A 20,734-nucleotide genomic window follows, 5' to 3' on the forward strand; every position below is an offset into this window, starting at 1 on the left:
CCGCGCCGGCCGCCGACGGCGGCCGGCGCCCCGGTCCGACGGGCCGGCGCCCCTCCCCAGGGGTGCCGGCCCGTCGGCCGTCCGCGCCCGCGTCGTCGGCGGCGTCCGGCCCTGCCGCGGGATCGGCCGCCCGGGCCGTGCCGTGCGCCGTCCGGTCGACGCGCCCGCGTCAGCGGGACCCGGTGGGCACGCCGTCGTCGTCGCGCGAGCCCGCGGCGGTCCCGGTCGGCGCGTCGGCGGGCGCGCCGGCGGGTGCGGTGGCGGGTGCGGTGGCGGCCGTCGCGCGGCGGCGCACCACGAGGCCGCCGGCGAGCGCGACGCCGAGGAGGGCCACGGCCGAGGCCGCGAAGGCGGTGTGGTACCCGGTCAGGGTGGCCTCGGCGACGTCCTCCGGCGAGGGCTGCCCGTCGGGCAGGGAGCGGGCGACCGCGCTGGCGTACAGCGAGGACAGCAGGGCCGTGCCGATGGAGCCGCCGACCTGCTGCATCGTGCTCACCGTCGCGGACGCGACGCCGGCGTCCTGCCGGTCCACGCCGGCGGTGGCGGTCGCCATGGCCGCGGAGAACACCAGCCCCATGCCGAACCCGATGACGACGAGCCCGGGCAGCACCGTGCCGGCGTAGGAGCTGTCGACGTCGAGCCGCTGCAGGAGCAGCAGGCCGGTCGCGCCGACGAGCCCGCCCCCGGCGATCTGCACCCGGGCGCCGACGCGCGGCAGCAGCCGCGCGCCGACCAGCGCCGCCCCCAGGGAGATGGAGAACGGCATGGGCAGGAACGCGACGCCCGTGCGCAGGGAGGAGTAGCCCAACGTCTGCTGCAGGTAGTACGTGAGGAACAGGAAGATCCCGAACATCCCGATGCCGACGAGCGCGATGGACAGGAAGGCCCCGCCGCGGTCCCGGTCGAGCACGACGCGCAACGGCAGGAGCGGGTGCGCCACGCGCCGCTGGACGAGGACGAAGACCACCAGGAGCGCGACGCCGGCCGCGAGGAGGACGGCCGTCAGCGGGTCGCCCCAGCCGTCCGTCTCCGCGTGCGCGAAGCCGTAGACGACGAGGAACAGGCCGGCGCTCGCGGTCACGACGCCCGCCCAGTCGATCGACGGCCGGTACGTGGGTGCCGTGCGCGGCAGGTACACGGCGGCGCCGACGAGCGCGACGGCCGCGATGACGAGGTTCACCAGCAGGCACCAGCGCCACGAGGTGTACTCCGTGAGCACGCCGCCGAGCAGGAGGCCGATGGCGCCGCCGGAGCCGGACAGCGCGCCGAAGATGCCGAAGGCCTTCCCGCGCTCGCGCGGGTCGGTGAAGGTCGTCGTCAGCAGGGACAGCGCCGACGGGGCGAGCAGGGCGCCGAAGGCCCCCTGGAGCGCGCGGGCGGCGACGAGCAGCGGGAAGTCGGCCGCGATGCCGCCGAGCGCGGACGCGACCGCGAACCCGACGAGGCCCACGACGAACGTGCGCCGACGGCCGAAGAGGTCGGAGAGCCGGCCGCCCAGCAGGAGGAGGCTGCCGAAGGCGAGGGAGTAGGCCGTGACGACCCACTGGCGCTGGTCGTCGCCGAAGCCGAGGTCTGCCTGGGCCGAGGGCAGGGCGATGTTCACGATCGTGGCGTCGAGCACCACCATCGTCTGCGCGATGCCGATGACGACGAGCGCGCGCCAGCGCTGGTCGCGGGCGGGTGGGGCGGTGGGGGAGCTCACGGCGGTCCTGTCGGTGGGGGAGGGCGGGGGTCCGGGAGCAGGAGCATCGCGGCGACCACCGACATTCCCGCCCCGCCTGCCCACGCCCCCGTCCCGCCGGGCCCGCCGGCCCGCTCGCCGGCCCGCTCGCCGGCCCGCTCGCCGGCCTGCTCGTCGGCCTGCTCGCCGGTCTGCTCGTCGGCGTGCTCGTCGGCGTGCTCGTCGGCGCGGACCGTGCAGGGACGGCCCCGGGCTGCCGATGGGAGGCGCATGCCCCTGCGGCCGGAGGCGTCCGGCGGACCCGAGCACCCGGCGCCCCCGCGGGCCCGTCGGGCCCTCCGGCTGCCCGCCGGGCACCGTGGCGTGCTCGCCGTCGCGGCGGTGGTCCTCGTCCCGGCCGCCGTGCTGCTCCTGGCGCACGGCGGGAGGGGCGCGCTCGTCGTGGCCGTGACGGACGTGCTCGAGGTGCTCGCCGCCGGGGCCGCGACGGTGCTCCTCGCCGCCCGGTCGCGCCGCGCCGCCCCCGACGGCCCCGTCCTCGCCCCGGCCCCCGCACCCACCGCCGACGTCCTGCGCCGGGCGCGCCTGGAGCGCCGCGCGTGGGCGCTGCTCGCCCTCGCGTGCGGGTGCTGGACCGCCGGCCAGGTCGTGTGGACGTGGTTCGAGGTCGTGCTCGGGCGCGCGGTGCCCTTCCCGTCCCTGGCGGACGCCGGCTTCCTGGGGTTCCCCGCCTTCTCGGTGCTCGGCGCCCTCGCCCTCGCGACCGCCCGCGTCCGCATGCGCCTCGGCGCCCGCACCGTCCTCGACGGGCTGCTCGTCGGCGGCGCCGTCACGGTGCTGTCGTGGGACCTCGTCCTGCAGGACGTCTTCCTCGCCGGCGGCGACCGGCTGGGCCTCGCGATCGCGCTCGCGTACCCCCTCGGCGACGCCGCGGTCCTCGCCATCGCCCTGCTGCTCCTGGGGCGCAGCCCCGCCGACACGGGGCTCCACCTCCTGGCGACCGGGCTCGTCGCGCTCGCGGTGGCCGACAGCGCGTTCGTCTGGTCGACGACGAACGGGTCCTTCGCCACCGGCGGGGCCGTCGACGTCGCCTGGCTCGCGGCCTTCGCGCTCCTGGCGGCGGCGGGCGCCGCCCCGGACGTGCGGCCCCGCGGCGACGGCGGCCGCGAGCGACCCGCCCGCCTGAGCCTGCTCGTGCCCTACGTCCCCGTCGTGCTCGGCCTCGGCCTGTTCCTCGCCGAGGGGTGGCAGGGCGACCACCTCGGCCGCGTCCGGACCCTCGGCGGGCTCGGGCTCGTGCTCGTCCTCGTCGCGCGGCAGGGGCTCACCGTGCTCGACAACGCGGCGCTGCTGCGCGAGGTCCGGGAGGGGGAGGAGCGGCTGCGCGTCCTGGCCTACACCGACGCGCTGACGGGCCTGGCCAACCGCGGCGCGCTCATGGACGCCCTCACCGACGCCGTCGGCTCCGCGGCGCCCCGGGACGGGTCCGTCATGGTGGCCTACGTGGACCTCGACGGCTTCAAGGAGGTCAACGACACCCTCGGCCACACGGCCGGCGACCGGTTCCTCGTCGCGGTCGCGGAGCGGCTCCGGGCCGCGGCGCGGCCGGGGGAGCTCGTCGCCCGGCTCGGCGGCGACGAGTTCGCGGTCCTCGTCGACGGCGCCCCCGTCACGGGCGGGACGCGGGCGGCGGACGCGGTGGCCGACGGCCCCGGCGCCGAGGCCGAGCTCGCGGCGCGGGTGCGGCGCGCCCTCGGGGGCGTCGTGCACGTCGACGGCGTCACGGTGCCGGTGCGGGCCAGCGTCGGCGTCGCCCGCACCCCGGCGCGCGGGCCCCTCGACGAGGTGCTCGAGGGCCTCATGCGCTCCGCCGACGCCGCCATGTACCGCGACAAGGCCGCGGCCCGCTCCCGCGCCTGACGCCTGCCGGACGGCGTCGTCGCGACGACCTCCGACCGGCCCGTCGGCCGGCCGCCGTGGCGCCGCGGCCCGACGCCCTGGGCCGGACGGGTGGCCGCGCAGGGCCGCGCGGGGGTCTCCAGGAGATCACCCTCGACGCCGGGGGGCGGCAGCCGTACCGTGTCCGACATGTCCGTTTCGCACCGCACGGTCCTGGCGGTCCGGCTGCTCGTCCTCACCGTCATGCCGCTCGTCGTCGCCGGCACCACGTTCGCGCTCGGCGACGCGCAGCAGTGGGCCGTGGCGTGGGTCCTCGTGCTCGGCGCCGTCGCCGTGTTCGCGGCCGTCGCCGTGCCCCTGCACCGCGTGCCCCCGTCGGCGCGCCCCGCCGCCCTCGCGCGCCTCCTCGGCCACGCGCCGGGGATGCGCCCGGCCACGGCGGCCGGTGACGTCCGCCCCGTGCGCGAGGAGGGCGGCTACGCGCCGCCGCTGAACCCGGCGGGCTGAGGTCCGGGAGGGCGGACCCGTCGGCGCGCCCCGCCCGCCCCGCCCACCCCCATCGCCCCACGACGGGCGCGGCCCGACCGTGTGCCGTCGCCCCCAGCGCCCCCCGCCGCTCAGGGCTCGGCTCAGGGCTCGTCAGCGCCGCTCAGGCGTCGCGGGCCAGCAGCGCCAGCGCCCGCGTCGTGGCGGGGTCGCCGCGCAGCCAGGCCCCCGCCGGGTCCGGGTCGAGCGCCAGGAGCGCCTCCGGCGGCGCCTCCCGCAGCGCCCGGAGCGCGAGGAGACGCTCCCCGCCCGGGCCGAGGGCGAGCACCGCTGCCGCCTCCCTCCGACGCCGGCGCCGGCGTGCCGCGACGACGGCCCGGACCACGAGGACCGGGGCGGCGGGCACGACGAGCACGAGGCCCGCGCCGACGAGGGCGAGCCGCTCGACGCCCGCCGCGACGTCAGCGCCGGCCGCGGCGATGGCCTCCGTGCGTCCCGCCGCGTCGGCGACGGGCCCGGCCAGCACCTCCCCGACGAGCGGCGCGCGCGCGACCGACCGCTCCGCGCCCCGCAGGTCGGCGGCGAGCCCCTCCGCCCCGTCCGCGACCCGGTGGGCCGGCGCGGCGAGCCCCGTGACGGCGTCGTGGACCGCCCACGCGCCCAGGGCCCCGACGAGCAGCGCCACCACCAGCCCGGCGCGGCCCGCGAGGTCCCGGGGGCGTCGGTGCCGCACGGCGCCGGACGGACGGGCACCCGAGGGGCCGGCGGGCGACCGGCCGCGCGTCGGCGGGCCGGGGGGCGGCGGGCCGGGGGTCGGCGAGCCAGGGGTTGGCGGGCCGGGGGTCGGCGGGCCGGACGGGGGCGGGTCGGCCGGTGCGCTCATGCCCCGACCCTGCCCCCCGTCGCCCCCCTCCGCCTCCCACCGCCCTGCACCGCTCCCCGCCGCGGCCGCGGGCGGCCGGGCGCTCCCCCCGGCCGCCCCGGCGCCCAGGTTCACCCGGTCCGTGCGTGTCACCCGTTGGGATGAATGCAGGCCCGGCGGTAGCGTCGGCCGCGTCGTGGCGGTGTCCGGACGGACCGTCCGGACACCGCGGTCGGGGCCCGGTGCGCCCCGGGGGCGGGCGGGATCGGCAGCGGGCAGGATCGGCGGCGGAGCGGGGGACCGGGTCACCGTCCCGGCAGCAGGGGGAGCGATGGACGCGGTCGAGCAGCGGCAGGGGCAGGGGCGGGGGCGGCCAGGGCCCCTCGCCACCGTCGCGGTGCCCTCGCCCCGAGGCGGTGGCGCCCAGGAGCTGGCCGTGCTGATGCAGGGCGTGCTGGCCGACCTCGCGGACCGCAGCGGCCTGGAGCGGTGGGTCCTCGCGCGGCGCGACGAGGGCGTCTGCGCCGTCCTCGCGGGCGTGGGTCCCGACCCCGTGCTCGCCGACGTCCTCGCGCCCGACGGGCGCACCCTGCCGTGGGCCGCCACCTTCTGCGCCGCCCGGGCGGAGCGCGGGGCCCCGGCCGTGGCGACGGACGTGCGGGCCGTGCCGACCTACGCCGAGGTCGCGGCGCGGATCGCCCCGGGCGTGCGCGCCGTCGTCTCCGTCCCGGTGCTCGCGCCGGACGGTGCCTGGCGCGGGGAGCTGTGCGGGCTGGGGACGCAGGACGTGCCCCAGGACCTGGAGGACCTGCTCCCGGTGGTCCGGACGCAGGCCTCGCTCCTGGGGGCCGTCCTCTCGCTCGAGCTCCACCGCGTCCGGGCCGAGCGCCTCGCGGAGCGCGCCACGGCCCTGCAGCACGCCGACCCGCTGACGGGGCTCGGCGCCCGCCGCGCGTGGGACGCCGCGGTCGTGGCGGAGGAGGAGCGCGCCGCCCTCCTCGGCACGCCGGCCGGGCTCGTCGTCGTCGACGTCGTCGGGCTGGCCCGGCTCAACGCGCACGAGGGCCACGCGGCCGGCGACGCGGCGCTGCGCCGGACCGTGGCGGTGCTGCTCGAGGCCGTGGCCGTCGCCGACGGGCCGGCCGGGCACGGCGCCCTCGTCGCCCGGCTCGGCGGGGACGAGTTCGGGGTCCTCGCGCCGGAGGTCGACGCGGCCGGGCTCGACGCGCTCGTCGCGCGGGTCCGCCAGGGGATGGCGGCGGCCGGGGTGGCGGTCTCCCTCGGACGCGCCCGGCGCGAGCCCCCGGGCTGCCTCGTGGAGGCCTGGCAGCGGGCGGACGCCGCGCTCGAGGCCGAGCGCGCCCGCGCCGACCGCGGCGTCCGCCCGCCGGGCAGGGCCGCACGCCCGACGCCGGCGGTGCCGCCCGACGGGCTGCTCCCGGGCCCCCTCCCGGCGTCCGCCGACGTCGACGCGCTCCTCGACCTCGTCGCCGCCCAGCTGGGCCTCGACGTCGCCTACGTGAACGAGCGCCGCGAGGACCACTTCCGGATCCGGAACGTCGGCGGCCGCCTGCGCGAGGAGCTGCACCCGGGCGACCTCACGTCGCTCGACGACAGCTACTGCCACCTCATGCTCGAGGGCGCGCTCGACGGCGCCGTGACGGACGCGTCGCAGGACCCCCGCGTGGCGGGCCTGCCCAGCACGTCCGCGCTCGGGATCGGGGCCTGGGTGGGCACGCCGCTGCGCACGAGCGACGGCCGCGTCTACGGCACCCTGTGCGCCTACTCCACGACGCCGGAGCCGCGGCTCGACGAGCGCGACGCGGGCGTGCTGCGGGTCGTCGGCGGGATCGTCATGAACCTCGTCGAGCAGCAGGACCGCGCGGACCAGGAGAAGCGCGAGGTCCTCGAGCGCATCGACGGGCTGCGGCTGGCGGACGGGCCGAGGATCGCCTTCCAGCCCGTCGTCGCGCTGGCCGACGGCTCCGTGGTCGGGCACGAGGCGCTGAGCCGGTTCCCCGCCGGCACCCCCGACTGGTGGTTCGCGGAGGCGCGGCGGGCGGGCGTGGAGACCGAGCTCGACCTCCTCGCCGTGCGTGCCGCCGTGGCGCACCTGCCGCGGGTGCCCGGCTTCCTGTCCGTGAACGTCTCCGCCGCGACCGCCGGCCTCCCGGCGCTCGCCCGGCTCGTCGCCGACGCCGAGCCCGGGCGTCTCGTCGTCGAGCTCACCGAGCACACGCCCGTCGAGGACTACGACGCGCTGCGGGCCACCCTGCGGCCGCTGCGGGAGCGGGGCGTCCGGATCGCCGTCGACGACGTCGGCGCGGGCTTCGCCAGCATGCGGCACGTGCTGGAGCTGCTCCCCGACATGCTGAAGCTCGACATCAGCCTCGTGCGGAACATCGCCACAGACCCCGCCCGGCAGGCGCTGGCGACGTCCATGCTGGCGTTCGCCGAGGCGACGGGCGTGCTCGTGGTCGCGGAGGGCATCGAGACGGCCGACGAGCTCGAGCGCCTACGGTCGATGGGGGTGGCCCTCGGGCAGGGCTTCCACCTCGGGCGGCCGGCGCCGCTGCCCTGATCCGGCCGACGGGGTCGCGCCCGTCCCGGGTCCTGCGCCGCGCCCGGTCCTGCGCCCGGTCCTGCGCCCGGTCCTGCGCCCGGTCCTGCGCCCGGTCCTGGGTCGGTCCCGGGTCAGTCCCTGGCCGGCCCGGGTCCGTCGGCGCCCGTCCCGGGCACGACGAGACGCCGGACGCCCGTCGGCAGGTCCACCTCGACCACGTCCCCGGGGCGCAGCTGCCGGCCGCGCCGGGTCTCGACCTCGCCGTTGACCCGGACGGCGTCGTCCGCGAGGAGGGCGCGGGCGTCGCCGCCGCTCTCGACGACGCCGTCGAGCTTGAGCAGCTGGCCGAGCCGGATGGGGGAGTCCACGCGAGACAGTGTGCCCCGGGCGCGGTGCCCCCGTGCCCGCCGGGCCCGTCCGCGACACCCGTGCCCGTCGCGTCGGCCCCTCCCCGGGGCTCCCGCACCGGCCGGCGTCGGCGTCCGTCCCGGCCCGGTCGCGCGGCACCGGGTCCTCCCGCCCGGGCTAGCGTGGTGCCGGCCCGCCCCCGCGGGCCCGCGGTGGCGCGGGACGGGTGAGGACGCGGAGGACGACGTGAGCACCGGCAGCACGGAGGACGACGGGCCCGGGCCCGAGGGGGCAGCTGCCGAGGGGGTAGCTGCCGACGGGGCCGGTGCCGACGGGGCCCGCGGCGACGAGCCGGGCACCGACGGCTCCGGCACGCTCCGGCGCCGGGTGCTCGACGCGGCGCTGCGGCTCGTCGAGCGGGCCGGCGGCCTCGCGGTGCGTGCCGAGGCCCTGCCGTTCGACGCGGTGCTGCGGGAGGCCGGGGTCTCCCGGACGTCCGCCTACCGGGAGTGGCCCGGCCGGGACGCGTTCCACGCCGACGTGCTCCACGAGCTCGCGGGTCCCGCGTGGCAGGGGTCGGGCGGGTTCGACCAGGGCACGGTCCGGCTCCTGCGGGGTGCCGTCGCCGCCCGGCTGCCGGAGCTCCGGACGGCGGAGGGCCGGGCCCGGGTCGTGCGGGAGGTCGTGCGGCTCGGGGCGCGCCACAGCTACGAGCACCTCCGGGACTCCGTCCAGTGGCGCACGTCCGTCGCCCTGACGGCGACCGTGCTCGGTCTGCCGGACCCCGTCCAGCGGGACCGCGTCCGCGCCGCCCTCGACGCCTCCGAGCAGGCCTCCCTGGAGCTCATGACCCGGGTGTACGCGGACCTGTTCCTCGTCCTGGGCCTGCGGCTGCGGCCCGGGGTGCCGTCCGCCGCGACCGTCGCGCTCGCGGGGGCGGCCCTCGTCGAGGGCTTCGCCTGGCGCGGGGTGCTCGCGCCGGAGGGGGACGACGCGATGCTCGTCGTCCCGGGTCCCGACGGGCCCGAGGAGTGGCACCCCGTGGCGCTCGCGTTCCTGGGCCTCGTCGAGGGGCTCGTGGAGCCGGACCCCGACCACGACGCCGAGACGGCGCTGCGGCTCTACCTGACGTCCCTCGCCGACCAGGAGGCGGGCCGCGGCTGAGGCGGACGGCGCCGTGGCCGCCGCTCCGGGGAGGGGACCGTCCTTCGCGGCGCGGCGCGGCGCGGCGCGGCGCGGCGCCGGCCCGGTGCTCCGTGGGGGCGGGTGCGACCACCCGCCCCCACGGGCCGCGACCGCGGACTCGGCGCCGGGCCGCCCGGTCGCCCGGTGCGCCCGACCCCTTCCGCCGCCCCCTGCTCGGCGGGTCCGTGGTCGACCCCGACATCATGCCGCGCGCGGCGGGACGTCGCGTCCCACGACCGGGACGCGACGTCCCGGCACGGATCCGTGAGGGCGCTGGGCGGGGCGGGGCCAGCGGCCGTGGTGCCTGCCCGGGAGGGGCCGCCCGCCGGGGACCGCGCGGCGCCGGTGCCCGGTGACGAGGTGCGCCGTGGAGCGGGCGGCGCGCCGCGCCGGGAGGCCGTGCCGCGGGCCGCCGGGGAAGTGGTTCCACTGTCCGTTTCGCGCTCCGAGCAGCACCGACGCGACGCGGGGCGCGTGAATCCCCGTCCCTCCGGTAAACGATGGTTGCGCTCACGCGCGGCAGGGGGCAGCATCTCCCCCGACGGTGCGCATCGCCTGCCCCCTGCGCGGTGCGCACCGTCGTTCACGCCCGGCCGACGCACCGTCGCGACCACCGCCGCAGGCCTCTCCCGCACCGTCCGCGTGGCGTCCGTCGTGACGGTCCTCACGTCCGCGCCACCCGCCGACCCGGGCGCGGCGTGGCCCCCGCGGACCGGCGCCGCCCGGCGCTAGCGTGCGGGGGTGACCGTCCCCGCACGCACCCCCGGCCCCGGCCAGGCCGACGCCGCGCCGGCCCCGGGCACCCCCGACCCCGCGGTCGCGCTCGTCGTGCCGCCCCTGCCCGAGGAGCTCGTCGCGGGCGCCCTCGCCACGTGGCGGGCCGACCTCGTCGAGCTCGCCGGCGGCAGCACCCTCGAGGACGTCGAGCTGCTCGGGGAGGCCGCGCTCGACCTCTCCGCCGCGCACCCCTCCGGGATGGCGCAGCTGTTCGCCGGCCGCTCCACACGTCTGTCCAGCCTCGTGCGCGAGGGCGGTGCGGCCGCCACGGCCCGGCGTCGCGCCCGCGCCGTGAGCAGCCGCGCCGCCGCCTTCGCGCAGCGCTGGGGCATCGCGCCGACGTACCTCGCCATCGGCGTGGCGACCTGGACGGAGCACGTCACCGCCCCGTCGCCCGGCGGGACCGGTGACGACCTGGACGTCCTCGCCTCCGCGGTCGGCTCCCCGGGCGGCCCGGCGGCGGCGGGTGCGGGCGCGGCAGGCGCGGGCGCGGCCGGTGCGAGCGCGTCGTCGGAGACGGCCGCCGGCGCGGGGACCGCCGACGGCGGGCCGCGGGTGCGGGTCGTCCGGGCGCCGGTGCTCCTGCGGCCCGTCACGCTGCGGCCGCGCGGCACCGCCGAGAGCGACCACGAGCTGGCGCTGGAGCCGGCCGTCGAGCTCAACCCCGTCCTGGCCCGCGCGCTGCGCCGGCGGGGCGCGCTCCTCGACCCCGCCGCCGTCGCGCGCGGCACGTTCGAGGGAGGCCGCTTCGACGCCCGTCCGGCGCTCACGCGGGTCGCCGCCCTCGGCGCGGCCGTCCTGGACGACTTCGCGCTCACGGAGCGCGTCCTCGTCGGCGCCTTCGTCCACCCGGGCCAGGTCCTCGTCGACGACCTCGACGCCCTGGCCCCCGGAATCGGCGCGCACGAGGTCCTCGCGGCGCTCGCGGGGGTCGAGGGGGCCGCCGCGGCGTTGCGCCGCCCCCTGCCCGCACCGGTCCCCGGGGACCGGGACCCCGGGGCCGAGCGCGGCGTCGGGGACCTCGACCCCGCCCAGCAGCACGTGCTGGACGTGGTCGCGTCCGGCGCCCACGCCTTCGTCGACGCGCCCGCCGGCTCCGACGTCACGGGGACGGTCGCCGCGGTCGTCGCGGACGCCGCCGCGTCGGGACGGACCGTGCTCTACGTCCCGGGCCACCGCCGGTCCGCCGCCGCGCTCGCCGCCCGCCTCGACGCGCTGGGCGTGGGGGACCTGCTGCTCGACGTCGGCCCGGACGCGGGCTGGCGCGCCACGGCCTGCCGCCGGCTGCTCGGCGCGCTCACCCTGGACCCGCCGGCGGTGGACGCCGACGGCCTCGCCGGCCTGCGGGCGGAGCTCGTGGCGCACCGCGAGCGGCTGCGTGCCTCCGTGGCCGGGCTGCACGCCGTCCGCGACCCCTGGGGCGTGTCCGCCTACGACGCCCTGCAGGAGCTCGCCCGGCTGACGGGCGGCCGCCCCGTGCCCCGCACGACGGTCCGCCTGCCGCACGAGGTCGCGCGCGGGCTCGACGCCGGGCGCCGGGCCGCGCTCGGGGCCGACCTGCAGCGCGCCGGCCGGCTGCAGGCCTTCACCCTGCGGCCCGCCGACACGCCCTGGTACGGCGCCGACCTGCGCACCGCGGCCGACGCCGAGGTCGCCCGGCACCGGCTCGAGCGCCTGCTCGGGTCCGGACTGCCGGTGCTCGTCGAGCGGACCGCCGCCGTCGCCGCCGAGACCGGCCTCACGCGGGCCACGACCCTCGACGAGTGGGGCGAGCAGCTGCGCGTCCTGGACGGGATCCGGGCGTCGCTCGACGTGTTCGTGCCGCTCGTCTTCGAGCGGACGGCCGCCGACCTCGTCGCCGCGACCGCCCCGAAGGCCTGGCGGGAGCGGCACGGGGTCGCCATGGGCCTGTGGGTGCGCCGACGCCTGCGCAAGCAGGCCCGCGACCTCGTGCGCCCGGGGCGGCCCGTGGCCGACCTGCACGCGGCGCTCGTCGAGGTGCAGGCGCAGCGCGAGACGTGGCAGGCGCACTGCCCCGGCGGCGGCTGGCCCCGCCTGCCCGACGGGCTCTCCATGCTCGAGGAGGAGCACGCCGGCGTCCGCGCGGACGTCGACGCGCTCGCCGCCGTCCTGGCCACGACCCCGGAGGGCGGCGACCTCGGCCGGACCCCCCTGCCGGAGCTCGTCGCGCGCCTCGAGCGGCTCCGCGCGGCGACCGACGCGCTCGCACTGCTGCCCGAGCGCACGACGGTCCTGCACCGGCTGCGCGCGGCCGGGCTGGGCGACCTCGTCGACGACCTCGCGGCGCGGCGCGCGTCCCCGGACGTCGCGCCCGCCGAGCTCGACCTGGCCTGGTGGTCCACCGTCTTCGAGGGCGTGCTGGCCCAGGACCCGGCCCTCGCCGGGTACGACGGCGCCGCACTCGGCGCCCTCGCCGCCCGCTACGCGGCGCTGGACCGCTCGCACGTCGCGGCGCTCGCGCGCCCCGTGCTCGCCGCGGTCGTCGGGCACGTGCGCGACGCCGTCGCCCGGCACCCGCAGCAGGTGGAGAGCCTCTTCGCCGAGCTCGTCGACGAGCGGCTGACCTCGCTGCGGGACACCGTCGAGCGGCACCCCGACGTGGCCCCGCGCCTGCGCCCGGTCGTCGCCGCGAGCCCGATGCTCGTGCCCCAGGTGCTGCCGCCGGGCCGCCACGTCGACCTCGTCGTCCTCGAGGCCGGGGCGGACCTGCGGGTCGAGTTCGCCCTGCCGGCGCTGGCCCGGGGCCGTCAGGTCGTCGTCGTGGGCGACGCCCGCTGCGCCGGCGGGTCGGCCGTCGCGGAGCTGGCCGCGCTCCTGCCGACCGTCGCGATCCCGGCGGACGCCTCCCGCCGCGACCCCTACCTCACCGCCTTCCTGGCGCGGCACGGGTACGGGGGCGTGCTGCGGCCGACGCCCCTGCCCTCCACCGAGCCCCTCGTGCACCTCGAGGTCGTCGACGGCACGGGGATGCCCGACGCGGCGACCGGCACCGTGCAGTCGCCGGTCGCCGAGGTGGAGCGGGTCGTCGACCTCGTCATCCACCACGCGCTCGCGCGGCCGGGGGAGTCGCTCGCGGTCGTCACCGCCTCCGCCGTGCACGCCGAGCGGGTCGCCGAGGCCGTGCTCGCGGAGGTGCGCGAGAACCCCGCGCTCGGCGCGTTCTTCGACCCCGCCCGCCCCGAGCCCTTCGTGGTCACCGACCTCGCGAACGTCGCCGGCCTGCGGCGCGAGGCCGTCGTGCTCTCGCTCGGGCTGGGGCGCACCCCTCACCGCCGGGTGCTGCACCGCTTCGGCCCGGTGAGCGCGCCCGGCGGCGAGCGCCTCCTCCTCGACGCGCTCGGCGCCACGCGTCGCCGGCTCACCGTCGTCAGCTGCTTCGCCGCCGACGACCTCGACCCCCACCGCACACGCGGGCCCGGTGCCCGGCTGCTGCGGGACCTCCTCGCGATGGCGGCGGAGCGCGCCGCCGGCGGCACCCCGCTCACCGACCCGCCGGCGCCCGACGAGGACGCGGCGGCGACGGACCATCCCGACCTCGCGGACCCGCGCGCGCCCGAGGCCGCGCACGACCACGACGGCTCGGGGCGGACGGAGGTCGACGGTCGCGAGGCGGTCGCGCCCGTCGGCCCCGGGGCAGGCACCGACGCGGGCACGGGCGCCGGCCCGGACGCCTCCGCGGCGGCCGGGTCCGGCGTGCACGCGGGTACGGATGCGGGCACGGACGCGGGCACGGGCGCCGTCTCCGACGTCCCCGCGGCGCCCCAGTCCGACGCCCCGACCGCCGGGACGCCGGACCGCGGCACCGCGGACGGCGCCGCGGACGGCGCTGCCGGCCGAGCACCGGCAGGGCGTCGTGACGGGGAGGCCCCGGCCGACCCCGACGACCTGGCGGCGCTGCTGTCGGGGGCGCCGCGCGCCCCACGGGCGCCCCGGGCGCAGGACGAGGCCCGCGCCCGCACCCGCGCGCCCTCCGACGAGGCGCGCCACCGCGGGACGGCCGCCGCCGCCGACCGTCTCGTGCTCGACCTGGCCGACCGGCTGTGGCGGCACGGTCTGACGGTCGTCGTCGACCACGGCATCCCGGGCGGGACGCGCATCCCGCTGGCCGTGGGGCACCCCGACGTGCCCGACCGTCTGCTCGTCGCGGTGCTCACGGACGACGCCGCCTACGTCGCGCAGCCCAGCGTGCGGGTGCGCGACCGCCAGGTGGTCGAGCGCCTCGAGCGCCTGGGCTGGTCCGTGGTGCGGGTGTGGTCGGCCGCGGCCTTCCTCGACCCCGAGGGCGAGGTCGACCGCATCCGACGGGCCGTGCACGCCCTCGTCCCCGTCGCACCCGAGGCCCCCGTCGTGCCGGTCACGGGCGCCCTGCCCGCCCTCGTCGAGGACGAGCCGGTGGAGGAGCTCCCGGCGCCCGACGCGTCGACGGAGCAGAGGCCCGCCACGGGCACCCCCGCGCCCGCCGCCCCCGCCGTCCCGCCGTCCACGGACCGGGGCGAGGGTGCGAGCGCGGCCGAGCCGCCGGCCGGTCCGCCCGACGACCCCGGCCCCGGGGCCGGTGCGGTCCTCGGCGACGGCGCGGCCCCCGACGCCGGGGGCTCCGCGGCGGTCCTGCGCGACGCGGCACCCTCGCCCACCGGGCACCCGGACGAGGGCTCCGACGCGACACGCGCGGAGGCCGGCCGTGCCGCCGTGCGTCCCGCGACCGCTCCCGGCCCGGCCACGCCCGGCCCGGGCACCCCCGGCCTCGGCACCGGGTGGACGTCGGCCACCCGCGGGACCTCCGCCCGGCGCGCGTCGGCGCCCGTCGACATCCTCTTCGGCGGCGCCACCCCGGCGCACGACGCGGGCGGTGACGCGCCCGACGCCGCCCCGCAGGAGCCGACGGCGTCCCCCGCCGGGCCGGACGCTGCCGCCCCGGCCGGCGCCCCCGAGCGCGAGGGCGAGGGCGAGGGCTCCCCGCAGCGGCGGCTGCAGCTCGTGGGCCCGGCGCCCGAGGGTCCCCCGGAGCGCGCCCTGCCGCGGCCGGACGTGCGCCCGGGCCTGCCCATCAGCGCCTACTCGGACGACCAGCTCGACGACCTCGTCGCGTGGCTGCGGTCCGACGGCGTCGAGCGCAGCCGGGAGGAGCTGGCCACCCTCGTCCGCGAGGAGCTCGGCGTGGCGCGCCGCAGCTTCCGGATCGACTCGGCGGTCCGCGCGGCGATCGTCCGGGCGCTGTCCTGACCCCTCCGGACGGACCTCGCCGGCCGCGGCGGGCGGTGCGGCGGCCGGGACCCGTCGGTCCCGAGGACGCCCCGCTCGTCTCGCGCCTGCCGGCGTGGACGCCTCCCGTCGCGGAGACCCCGGAGGAGTCCGCCGCGGGCACTCCCGGCCCGCACCGTGACCCGGGAGGGCGCACCGCGCGCGAGGACGGAGCCCTGCCGCGCAGCCCCGACGACTCCGACGAGGGCTGGGGCGGGGGCCGTGACCCCGGCGACGAGGAACGGCTGACCCGGGAGCGCCCCCCGCACTGGTGAGACCGCCTTCCCGGGCCCCTGCGGCAGCACCGCGTCGCCGGCGCCGTGCCCGTCACGGCACGACCAGCACCGTGACGGGCCCGGCCGCGGTCGCGGCGACGAGCGCCTCCGCCTCCGCCGGACGGACGGCGAGCAGCACGGAGGACGTGCCGCCGCCCCCGTCCAGCGCGGCCCCGAGGCCGCTCCCCGGGCCGCTGCCGCGGCTGGCGCCGTCCACCCCGCCGGCCGGCAGGACGAGCCCGCGCGTGACGACCCGCAGCGAGCGGCCGGCGGGCACCACGTCGACGCCCGCCGCGTCGGCCGGCACAGGGTCGGCCGGCACCGCGCTGCCGGGCACCGGTCCGCCCTGGGCAGGGCCGACGCTGCCCGGCTCGACGCCCGCGAGGTCGTCCCGCGCGCCGTCGCCGGGCGTCGCCGGGCCCGGCGCGGGGTCGTCCGCGCTCGCGCCGTCCGGCGACGGGTCCTCCGACGCCCGGCCCGGCTCCGCCGCACCCGGGAGCGTGGCTGCCGGTCCCGGGGCTACCGGCAGGACCGGGTCCGCGGCCGTGCGGCCGGCGCCGAGGGGGTCGGGGGCGAACGGCGCGAGGACGTCGGCGTGGGCCCCGGCGACGAGGAACGGCGCCAGGGCGGCGTCCGTCACGGGCACGGCGACGACGACGGCGCCGTCCGGCACCCGCCCCGCGGCCCCGGACACGAGGTCGGCGACGAGCGGCAGCCCGGCGGGGACGTCGACCACGAGGGTGCGCCCGACGAGCTCGCCGGTCGGCGGGGTGACGGGGCCGCCCTCGGGCCGACGGACGGCGCGCAGGTCGCCCGGCGCCAGCACGGCGCCGACGGCCAGCGGCCGGGCCGCCACGACGACGCCCGTGTCCGCCGGGGGCGGGACCGGCCGGAGCAGCACCGCGGCGGCGAGCGCGACCAGCGCTGCGGCGACCGGTCCCCGCGCACGCCACGCCAGCACGCGCAGCGTCCACCACCGGTCGCCCGCGCGCGCGAGAGGTGGGACGCGTGCGGCCCGGAGCCGGTCCGACGTCGGACCGGCCGTGGGCGCACGGCCCGGCGCCCCCGGGGCGGCCGCACCCGCTCCCCCCGACGGCCCCCGCGACGGCGGGCGCGCCACGGGCCACGCCGGCGGGTGGGCGGGCGGACCGGCTGGCCCGTCGTCGGGTCCCGGCACGGGCACCCATGCCGCCGGGGCCGGCGGCGGACCGGCCGGGCCCGGCGACGGTGCGGGACCCCCGGCGGGCGGCGACGCACCGGGTCGGCGGGGCCACAGGTCGTCGGTCACGCCCCGGACGCTAGGGACCGGCCGCCCCTGCCACCGTCACGTCGTCGTGACCGGCGGGCGGGGACCTCGAGGGCGGGGCTGGGGGCGGCTCGGCCGCGCCGGCCGCGCCGGCCGCGCCGGAAGCCCGGACGGTCGCGGCGGACGGGTCAGGCGCTCCCGGCGGCCTTGGAGGTCGAGGAGCCCCCGGAGGCGGGCGCGGACCCCGTCCCCCCGGACGTCCCCGACGAGCCGGAGCCCGACGACCCGGAGCCGGACGAGCCCGAGCCGGACGACCCCGAGCCGGACGACCCCGAGCCGGACGACCCCGAGCCCGCAGCCCCGGCACCCGCGGGGACCGGGGTGGGCGTCGTGGAGCCGGAGCCCGAGCCGCCGTCGCCGCCCGCGCCGGACGTGGACGAGGAGGACGACGAGCCCTTCTGGGAGGACCGGGCGTCGTTGCGGTAGAAGCCCGAGCCCTTGAACACCACGCCGACGGGCGAGAACACCTTGCGCAACCGGCCCTCGCAGGCCGGGCAGACGGTGAGGGCGTCGTCGCTGAACGACTGCTGGACGTCGAACGCGTGACCGCACGCGGTGCACTTGTAGGCGTAGGTCGGCACGGCATCTCCTGCGCTGGTCGGCCGCCGGTCGCGAGGACCCGGGCGGACGGGTGTCGGGGCGGGCCCGTGCCGGCCGCGCGTGGGCGGGCTGGCACTCGGAGGACCCGAGTGCCAACTGTACCGCCGGTGTCCAGCCGGCCCGTCCGAGCCCGTCCCTGCCCGGCCCGGACCGGACGGTGCGGCAGGGCGGTCGAAGGCGACCGCGGGGGAGGGCGGCGCAGGGGTCGGACGGCAGGCGGACGTCCCGGGCGACCACGGCAGCGGCAGGCGTGCGCGGGCGCGGCCGGACGGCTCCGTCAGCCCGCGGGCACCGCCGAGCGCAGGCGGCGGAAGCCGCCGGGCGTCGCGACGCCGTCGACGGGCCGGTCGTGCCCCTCGACCGGCAGGGGTCGGGCGTCGCCGTCGTACACCTCTTCGTCGTGCACGAGGGCGATGACGGGCACGCCGGGACGGCGGTCGGCGAGCGCGCGGTCGTACCAGCCGCCGCCCTGGCCGAGCCGACGGCCGTGGGTGTCGACGGCCAGGGCAGGGGCGAGGACGACCTCCGCGTCGGCGAGCGCCTGCGGGCCGAGCGCGGGGCCGCCGGGCTCGGGCGGCCGGCCGGGCGCCCGCTCGACGAGGTCCTGCGCCGTCGTGAACTCCGCCCAGTCCCGACGCAGGTTGGCGCCGAGGACGGGGAGCAGCACGCGCACGCCGCGGGCCGCGAGGGCCTCGAGCAGGGGCACGGTGCCGGGCTCGGTCGGCCGGGCGGCGTAGAGGGCGACGCACCGCGCCGCCGCCACCTCCGGGATCGCGACGACCACGTCGGCCAGGAGTGCCGCCGCCTGCGCGCGCACCCGGGGGCTGCGCGCGCGGCGCTGCTCGCGGATCGCGGACCGGAGCCGCTCCTTGCGGTCCTCGACCTCGTCCCCCTCGGACGCGGCGGGGTACGGCTGGGCGGCTCTGCTCATGGCCGACAGTGTCGCCTACGCGCCCGCCGAGGGACAGGACATCGGGACGACCTCACCCCCCGGGAGGTGCGCCGCGGGCCGCGTCCCGCGCGGCGTGCGGTCGCGGCCGCGGCCGCGCGGGACAGAATCGGCCCATGAGATCGGTGCAGGACCACCTGACCGCGGTGCTGGCGGCCGTCGGCCCCGTCCCGCCCCTGGACGTGGTCCTCGCCGACGCGGCCGGCTGCATCCTGGCGGCGGACCTCGTCGCGTCCGCCGACGTGCCCCCCGTGGCGAGCGCGGCGCGGGACGGCTACGCCGTGGCGGCGCACGACACGGACGGCGCGGGCCTGGGGCGCGAGGTGGCGCTGCCGGTCGTGCACGACGTGCGCCCCGGCGCCGCCGTCACCCGCCTCGCCCCCGGGCAGGCGGTCCGCGTGGCGTCGGGGGCTCCGCTGCCGGTCGGCGCGGACGCGGTGGTCCCGGTCGAGGAGACCGACCGGGGCGCCGCCCGGGTGGCGCTGCAGCGCCCGGTGGAGGCGGGACGGCACGTGCGGCCTCCCGGGTCGGACGTGCGCGCCGGTGACGTGCTGCTCGGCGCCGGCACCCGCCTGGGCGCCCGGGCGGTCGCGCTCGCCGCCGCCGCCGGCCGCGGCCGCCTGCGGGTGCACCCGACCCCGCGCGTGGTCCTGCTGTCGGTCGGCGACGAGCTCGTCGAGCCCACCACCGCCGGGCACGCCCCGGCGGGGGCGGTCTACGAGGCCGACGGGCACGGGCTGCACGCCGCGGTCCGGGACGCCGGGGCCACGCCCGTGCGGGTCGGCGTCGTGCCCGACGACCGCGCGGCCCTGCGCGAGGCGCTGGAGGACCAGCTCGTCCGCGCCGACATGGTCATCACCACCGGCGGGCTGTCCGAGCTCGCGGACGACACCGTCAAGGACGTCCTCGCCGGGTACGGCACCGTCCGCCTCGACCAGGTCGCGATGGCGCCCGGCGGCCGGCACGGCTTCGGCACGCTCGGGTCCGACCTCGGCCGCGGCGACCCCGTCCCCGTCTTCGCGCTGCCCGGCCACCCGGTCGCGGCGCAGGTCGCCTTCGAGGTCTTCGTGCGCCCGGCCCTGCTCGCGGCGCGCGGCCACACGGAGCTGTTCCGCCCGTCCGTCGCGGCGCGCACGACGACGGGCTGGCCCTCGCCGGCCGGGCTGCGCCAGTTCGTGCCGGCCACGCTGCTGGGGACGCCCGACGAGGGGTACACCGTCACGCCCGTCGGCGACCCCGCCCGCCCCTCGACGGCGGCGCTGGCGCAGGCGAACGCGCTGGCGGTGGTGAACGAGCTCGACACGGACGTGCGGCCGGGGCAGGTCGTCCACTGCCTCGTGCTGGAGGGCTGATGGCGGTCGGCTGGCCGGCCGTCCTCGTCGAGGGCGCCGTGCGCCTGCGGCCCCTGCGACGCCGCGACCAGGACGCCTGGATGAGGCTGCGGGCGCGCAACGCGGGGTGGCTCGAGCCGTGGGACGCGACGAGCCCCGTCCCCGTCACGGGCCCGCGCCCGACCTTCGGGCAGTTCGTCCGCTCCCTGTCCGCCCAGGCGCGCTCGGGCTCGACCCTGCCGTTCGCGGTCGACCTCGACGGCGAGCTCGTCGGCCAGCTCACGGTCTCCCAGATCACCCTCGGGTCCCTGCGCTCGGGGTCCATCGGGTACTGGGTGTCGGAGCACGTCGCCGGGCGGGGCGTGACGCCGACGGCGGTCGCGCTCGCCACCGACCACTGCTTCCGCGTGCTCGGCCTGCACCGCGTCGAGGTGAACATCCGCCCGGAGAACGCGCCGTCGCTGCGGGTCGTCGCCAAGCTCGGGTTCCGCGACGAGGGGCTGCGCGAGCGGTACCTGCACATCCAGGGCGCCTGGTGCGACCACCGCTCCTTCGCGCTCACCGCCGAGGAGGTGCCCGACGGCCTCGTGCAGCGGTGGCGCCGGCTGCGGGGGGCCCCGCCGGCCTGACCGCCGCCCGGTCGGGGCGCGACGCCCGGCCCGGAGCCGGGACGTCCGCCCGGGGGCGGACGGGCATCGTGGCGCGCCCCGCGGCGACGGGGGCGGCGACACGCCGCCGCCGTCCCCGAGGTGCGCCCGGGCCGCCCCTACCGTCGGGTCGTGGGGGACATCACCGGGCTCGCGGCGCTCGCCGTGGCGGGTCTGTGGATGGCCTACCTGGTGCCGCACCTGCTGCGGCACCGTCAGCAGCTGCTCGAGTCGCGGTCGGACGACCGCTTCTCCGCCGCCCTGCGCGTCGTCGCGGTGAGCGACCGGCCCCGCCGCTCGCTCACCCTGCGCGTCCGGGGCGCCGGTCCGCCCGTCGCCCCCGGCGGCGCACGGCGGCAGGTGCGGACGGTGCCCCGGACGGACTGCGGCGCCCGAGCGACGCACCCGGGGCTGCTCACCCCGAGCCGGGGGTCGCGCACGACCGCCGTGACCGTGACTGGAGGGACTGGCGTGGACCGTCCGCACGCGACCGCCGACCGCACCGCCGCCGTGGCCGCCCGCCGCGCCGCCCAGGCCCGGGCGGCGCACGCCGCCGCGCGCGC

14 protein-coding genes and 1 pseudogene are annotated in these 20,734 nt (G+C 80.3%); 8 read left to right on the forward strand and 7 right to left on the reverse strand.

Annotated elements, in window-relative coordinates:
* Positions 1-169 precede the first annotated feature (169 nt).
* Positions 170-1,702, reverse strand: a complete 1,533-nt coding sequence (locus EJA20_RS14285) for an MFS transporter (protein WP_240675516.1) — start codon at positions 1,700-1,702, stop codon at positions 170-172.
* Positions 1,699-1,953, reverse strand: a complete 255-nt coding sequence (locus EJA20_RS19145) for a hypothetical protein (RefSeq protein WP_205687512.1) — start codon at positions 1,951-1,953, stop codon at positions 1,699-1,701. Before EJA20_RS19145 ends, EJA20_RS14285 begins: the two co-directional genes overlap by 4 nt.
* Between EJA20_RS19145 and EJA20_RS14295 the strand changes: the two genes are divergently transcribed.
* Both EJA20_RS14295 and EJA20_RS14300 read left to right on the forward strand, forming a co-directional pair.
* Positions 1,952-3,601 carry a GGDEF domain-containing protein gene (locus EJA20_RS14295; RefSeq protein ID WP_129339158.1) on the forward strand — a complete coding sequence of 550 codons (1,650 nt, stop codon included), beginning with the start codon at positions 1,952-1,954 and terminating at the stop codon, positions 3,599-3,601. The two genes, EJA20_RS19145 and EJA20_RS14295, sit on opposite strands and share 2 nt — an antisense overlap.
* A gap of 168 nt (positions 3,602-3,769) precedes the next feature.
* Positions 3,770-4,087, forward strand: a complete 318-nt coding sequence (locus EJA20_RS14300; RefSeq protein ID WP_129339160.1) for a hypothetical protein — start codon at positions 3,770-3,772, stop codon at positions 4,085-4,087.
* 142 nt (positions 4,088-4,229) lie between these two features.
* Here EJA20_RS14300 and EJA20_RS14305 read toward each other — a convergent pair whose 3' ends face one another.
* On the reverse strand, positions 4,230-4,799 hold the full coding sequence (locus EJA20_RS14305) for a hypothetical protein (protein WP_129339162.1): 570 nt from the start codon (positions 4,797-4,799) through the stop codon (positions 4,230-4,232).
* A gap of 571 nt (positions 4,800-5,370) precedes the next feature.
* Here EJA20_RS14305 and EJA20_RS14310 point away from each other — a divergent pair.
* Positions 5,371-7,509 (forward strand): EAL domain-containing protein, encoded by a 2,139-nt coding sequence (locus tag EJA20_RS14310; protein ID WP_240675518.1) that lies wholly within the window; start codon positions 5,371-5,373, stop codon positions 7,507-7,509.
* Positions 7,510-7,622: 113 nt separating this feature from the next.
* Here the strand turns inward: EJA20_RS14310 and EJA20_RS14315 are convergent, their stop codons facing one another.
* The gene (locus EJA20_RS14315; protein WP_338068830.1) at positions 7,623-7,859 is read right to left on the reverse strand and encodes an RNA-binding S4 domain-containing protein; all 237 of its coding nucleotides are present in this window, start codon (positions 7,857-7,859) and stop codon (positions 7,623-7,625) included.
* 226 nt (positions 7,860-8,085) lie between these two features.
* On the opposite strand from EJA20_RS14315, the gene EJA20_RS14320 reads away from it, so the two are divergent.
* Together EJA20_RS14320 and EJA20_RS19550 are read left to right on the forward strand one after the other, a co-directional pair.
* The gene (locus EJA20_RS14320; RefSeq protein WP_129339166.1) at positions 8,086-9,003 is read left to right on the forward strand and encodes a TetR/AcrR family transcriptional regulator; all 918 of its coding nucleotides are present in this window, start codon (positions 8,086-8,088) and stop codon (positions 9,001-9,003) included.
* A 762-nt stretch (positions 9,004-9,765) separates the two neighbouring features.
* On the forward strand, positions 9,766-15,045 hold the full coding sequence (locus EJA20_RS19550; RefSeq protein ID WP_240675517.1) for a hypothetical protein: 5,280 nt from the start codon (positions 9,766-9,768) through the stop codon (positions 15,043-15,045).
* Positions 15,046-15,390: 345 nt separating this feature from the next.
* On the opposite strand, the gene EJA20_RS14330 is transcribed toward EJA20_RS19550, so the two are convergent.
* The 3 genes from EJA20_RS14330 to EJA20_RS14340 all read right to left on the reverse strand — a co-directional run bounded on the left by EJA20_RS14330 (position 15,391) and on the right by EJA20_RS14340 (position 18,175).
* Positions 15,391-16,299 (reverse strand): SAF domain-containing protein, encoded by a 909-nt coding sequence (locus tag EJA20_RS14330; protein WP_164983995.1) that lies wholly within the window; start codon positions 16,297-16,299, stop codon positions 15,391-15,393.
* Between the two features lie 473 nt (positions 16,300-16,772).
* Positions 16,773-17,225, reverse strand: coding sequence for an FmdB family zinc ribbon protein (locus EJA20_RS14335; protein ID WP_129339170.1), 453 nt, complete (start codon positions 17,223-17,225; stop codon positions 16,773-16,775).
* A gap of 296 nt (positions 17,226-17,521) precedes the next feature.
* The gene (locus EJA20_RS14340) at positions 17,522-18,175 is read right to left on the reverse strand and encodes a 5-formyltetrahydrofolate cyclo-ligase (RefSeq protein WP_129339172.1); all 654 of its coding nucleotides are present in this window, start codon (positions 18,173-18,175) and stop codon (positions 17,522-17,524) included.
* A 134-nt stretch (positions 18,176-18,309) separates the two neighbouring features.
* Here EJA20_RS14340 and EJA20_RS14345 point away from each other — a divergent pair, with 134 nt between their 5' ends.
* From EJA20_RS14345 to EJA20_RS14355, 3 genes and pseudogenes are all read left to right on the forward strand, one after another.
* Positions 18,310-19,545 (forward strand): molybdopterin molybdotransferase MoeA, encoded by a 1,236-nt coding sequence (locus EJA20_RS14345; RefSeq protein ID WP_129339174.1) that lies wholly within the window; start codon positions 18,310-18,312, stop codon positions 19,543-19,545.
* Positions 19,545-20,153, forward strand: coding sequence for a GNAT family N-acetyltransferase (locus EJA20_RS14350; protein WP_129339176.1), 609 nt, complete (start codon positions 19,545-19,547; stop codon positions 20,151-20,153). Before EJA20_RS14345 ends, EJA20_RS14350 begins: the two co-directional genes overlap by 1 nt.
* Positions 20,154-20,303: 150 nt before the next feature.
* Positions 20,304-20,734, forward strand: a pseudogene (locus tag EJA20_RS14355) (hypothetical protein); the annotation flags it as partial.

It is taken from the genome of Cellulomonas endophytica (assembly GCF_004123805.1).
Taxonomy (GTDB): Bacteria; Actinomycetota; Actinomycetes; order Actinomycetales; family Cellulomonadaceae; genus Cellulomonas; species Cellulomonas endophytica.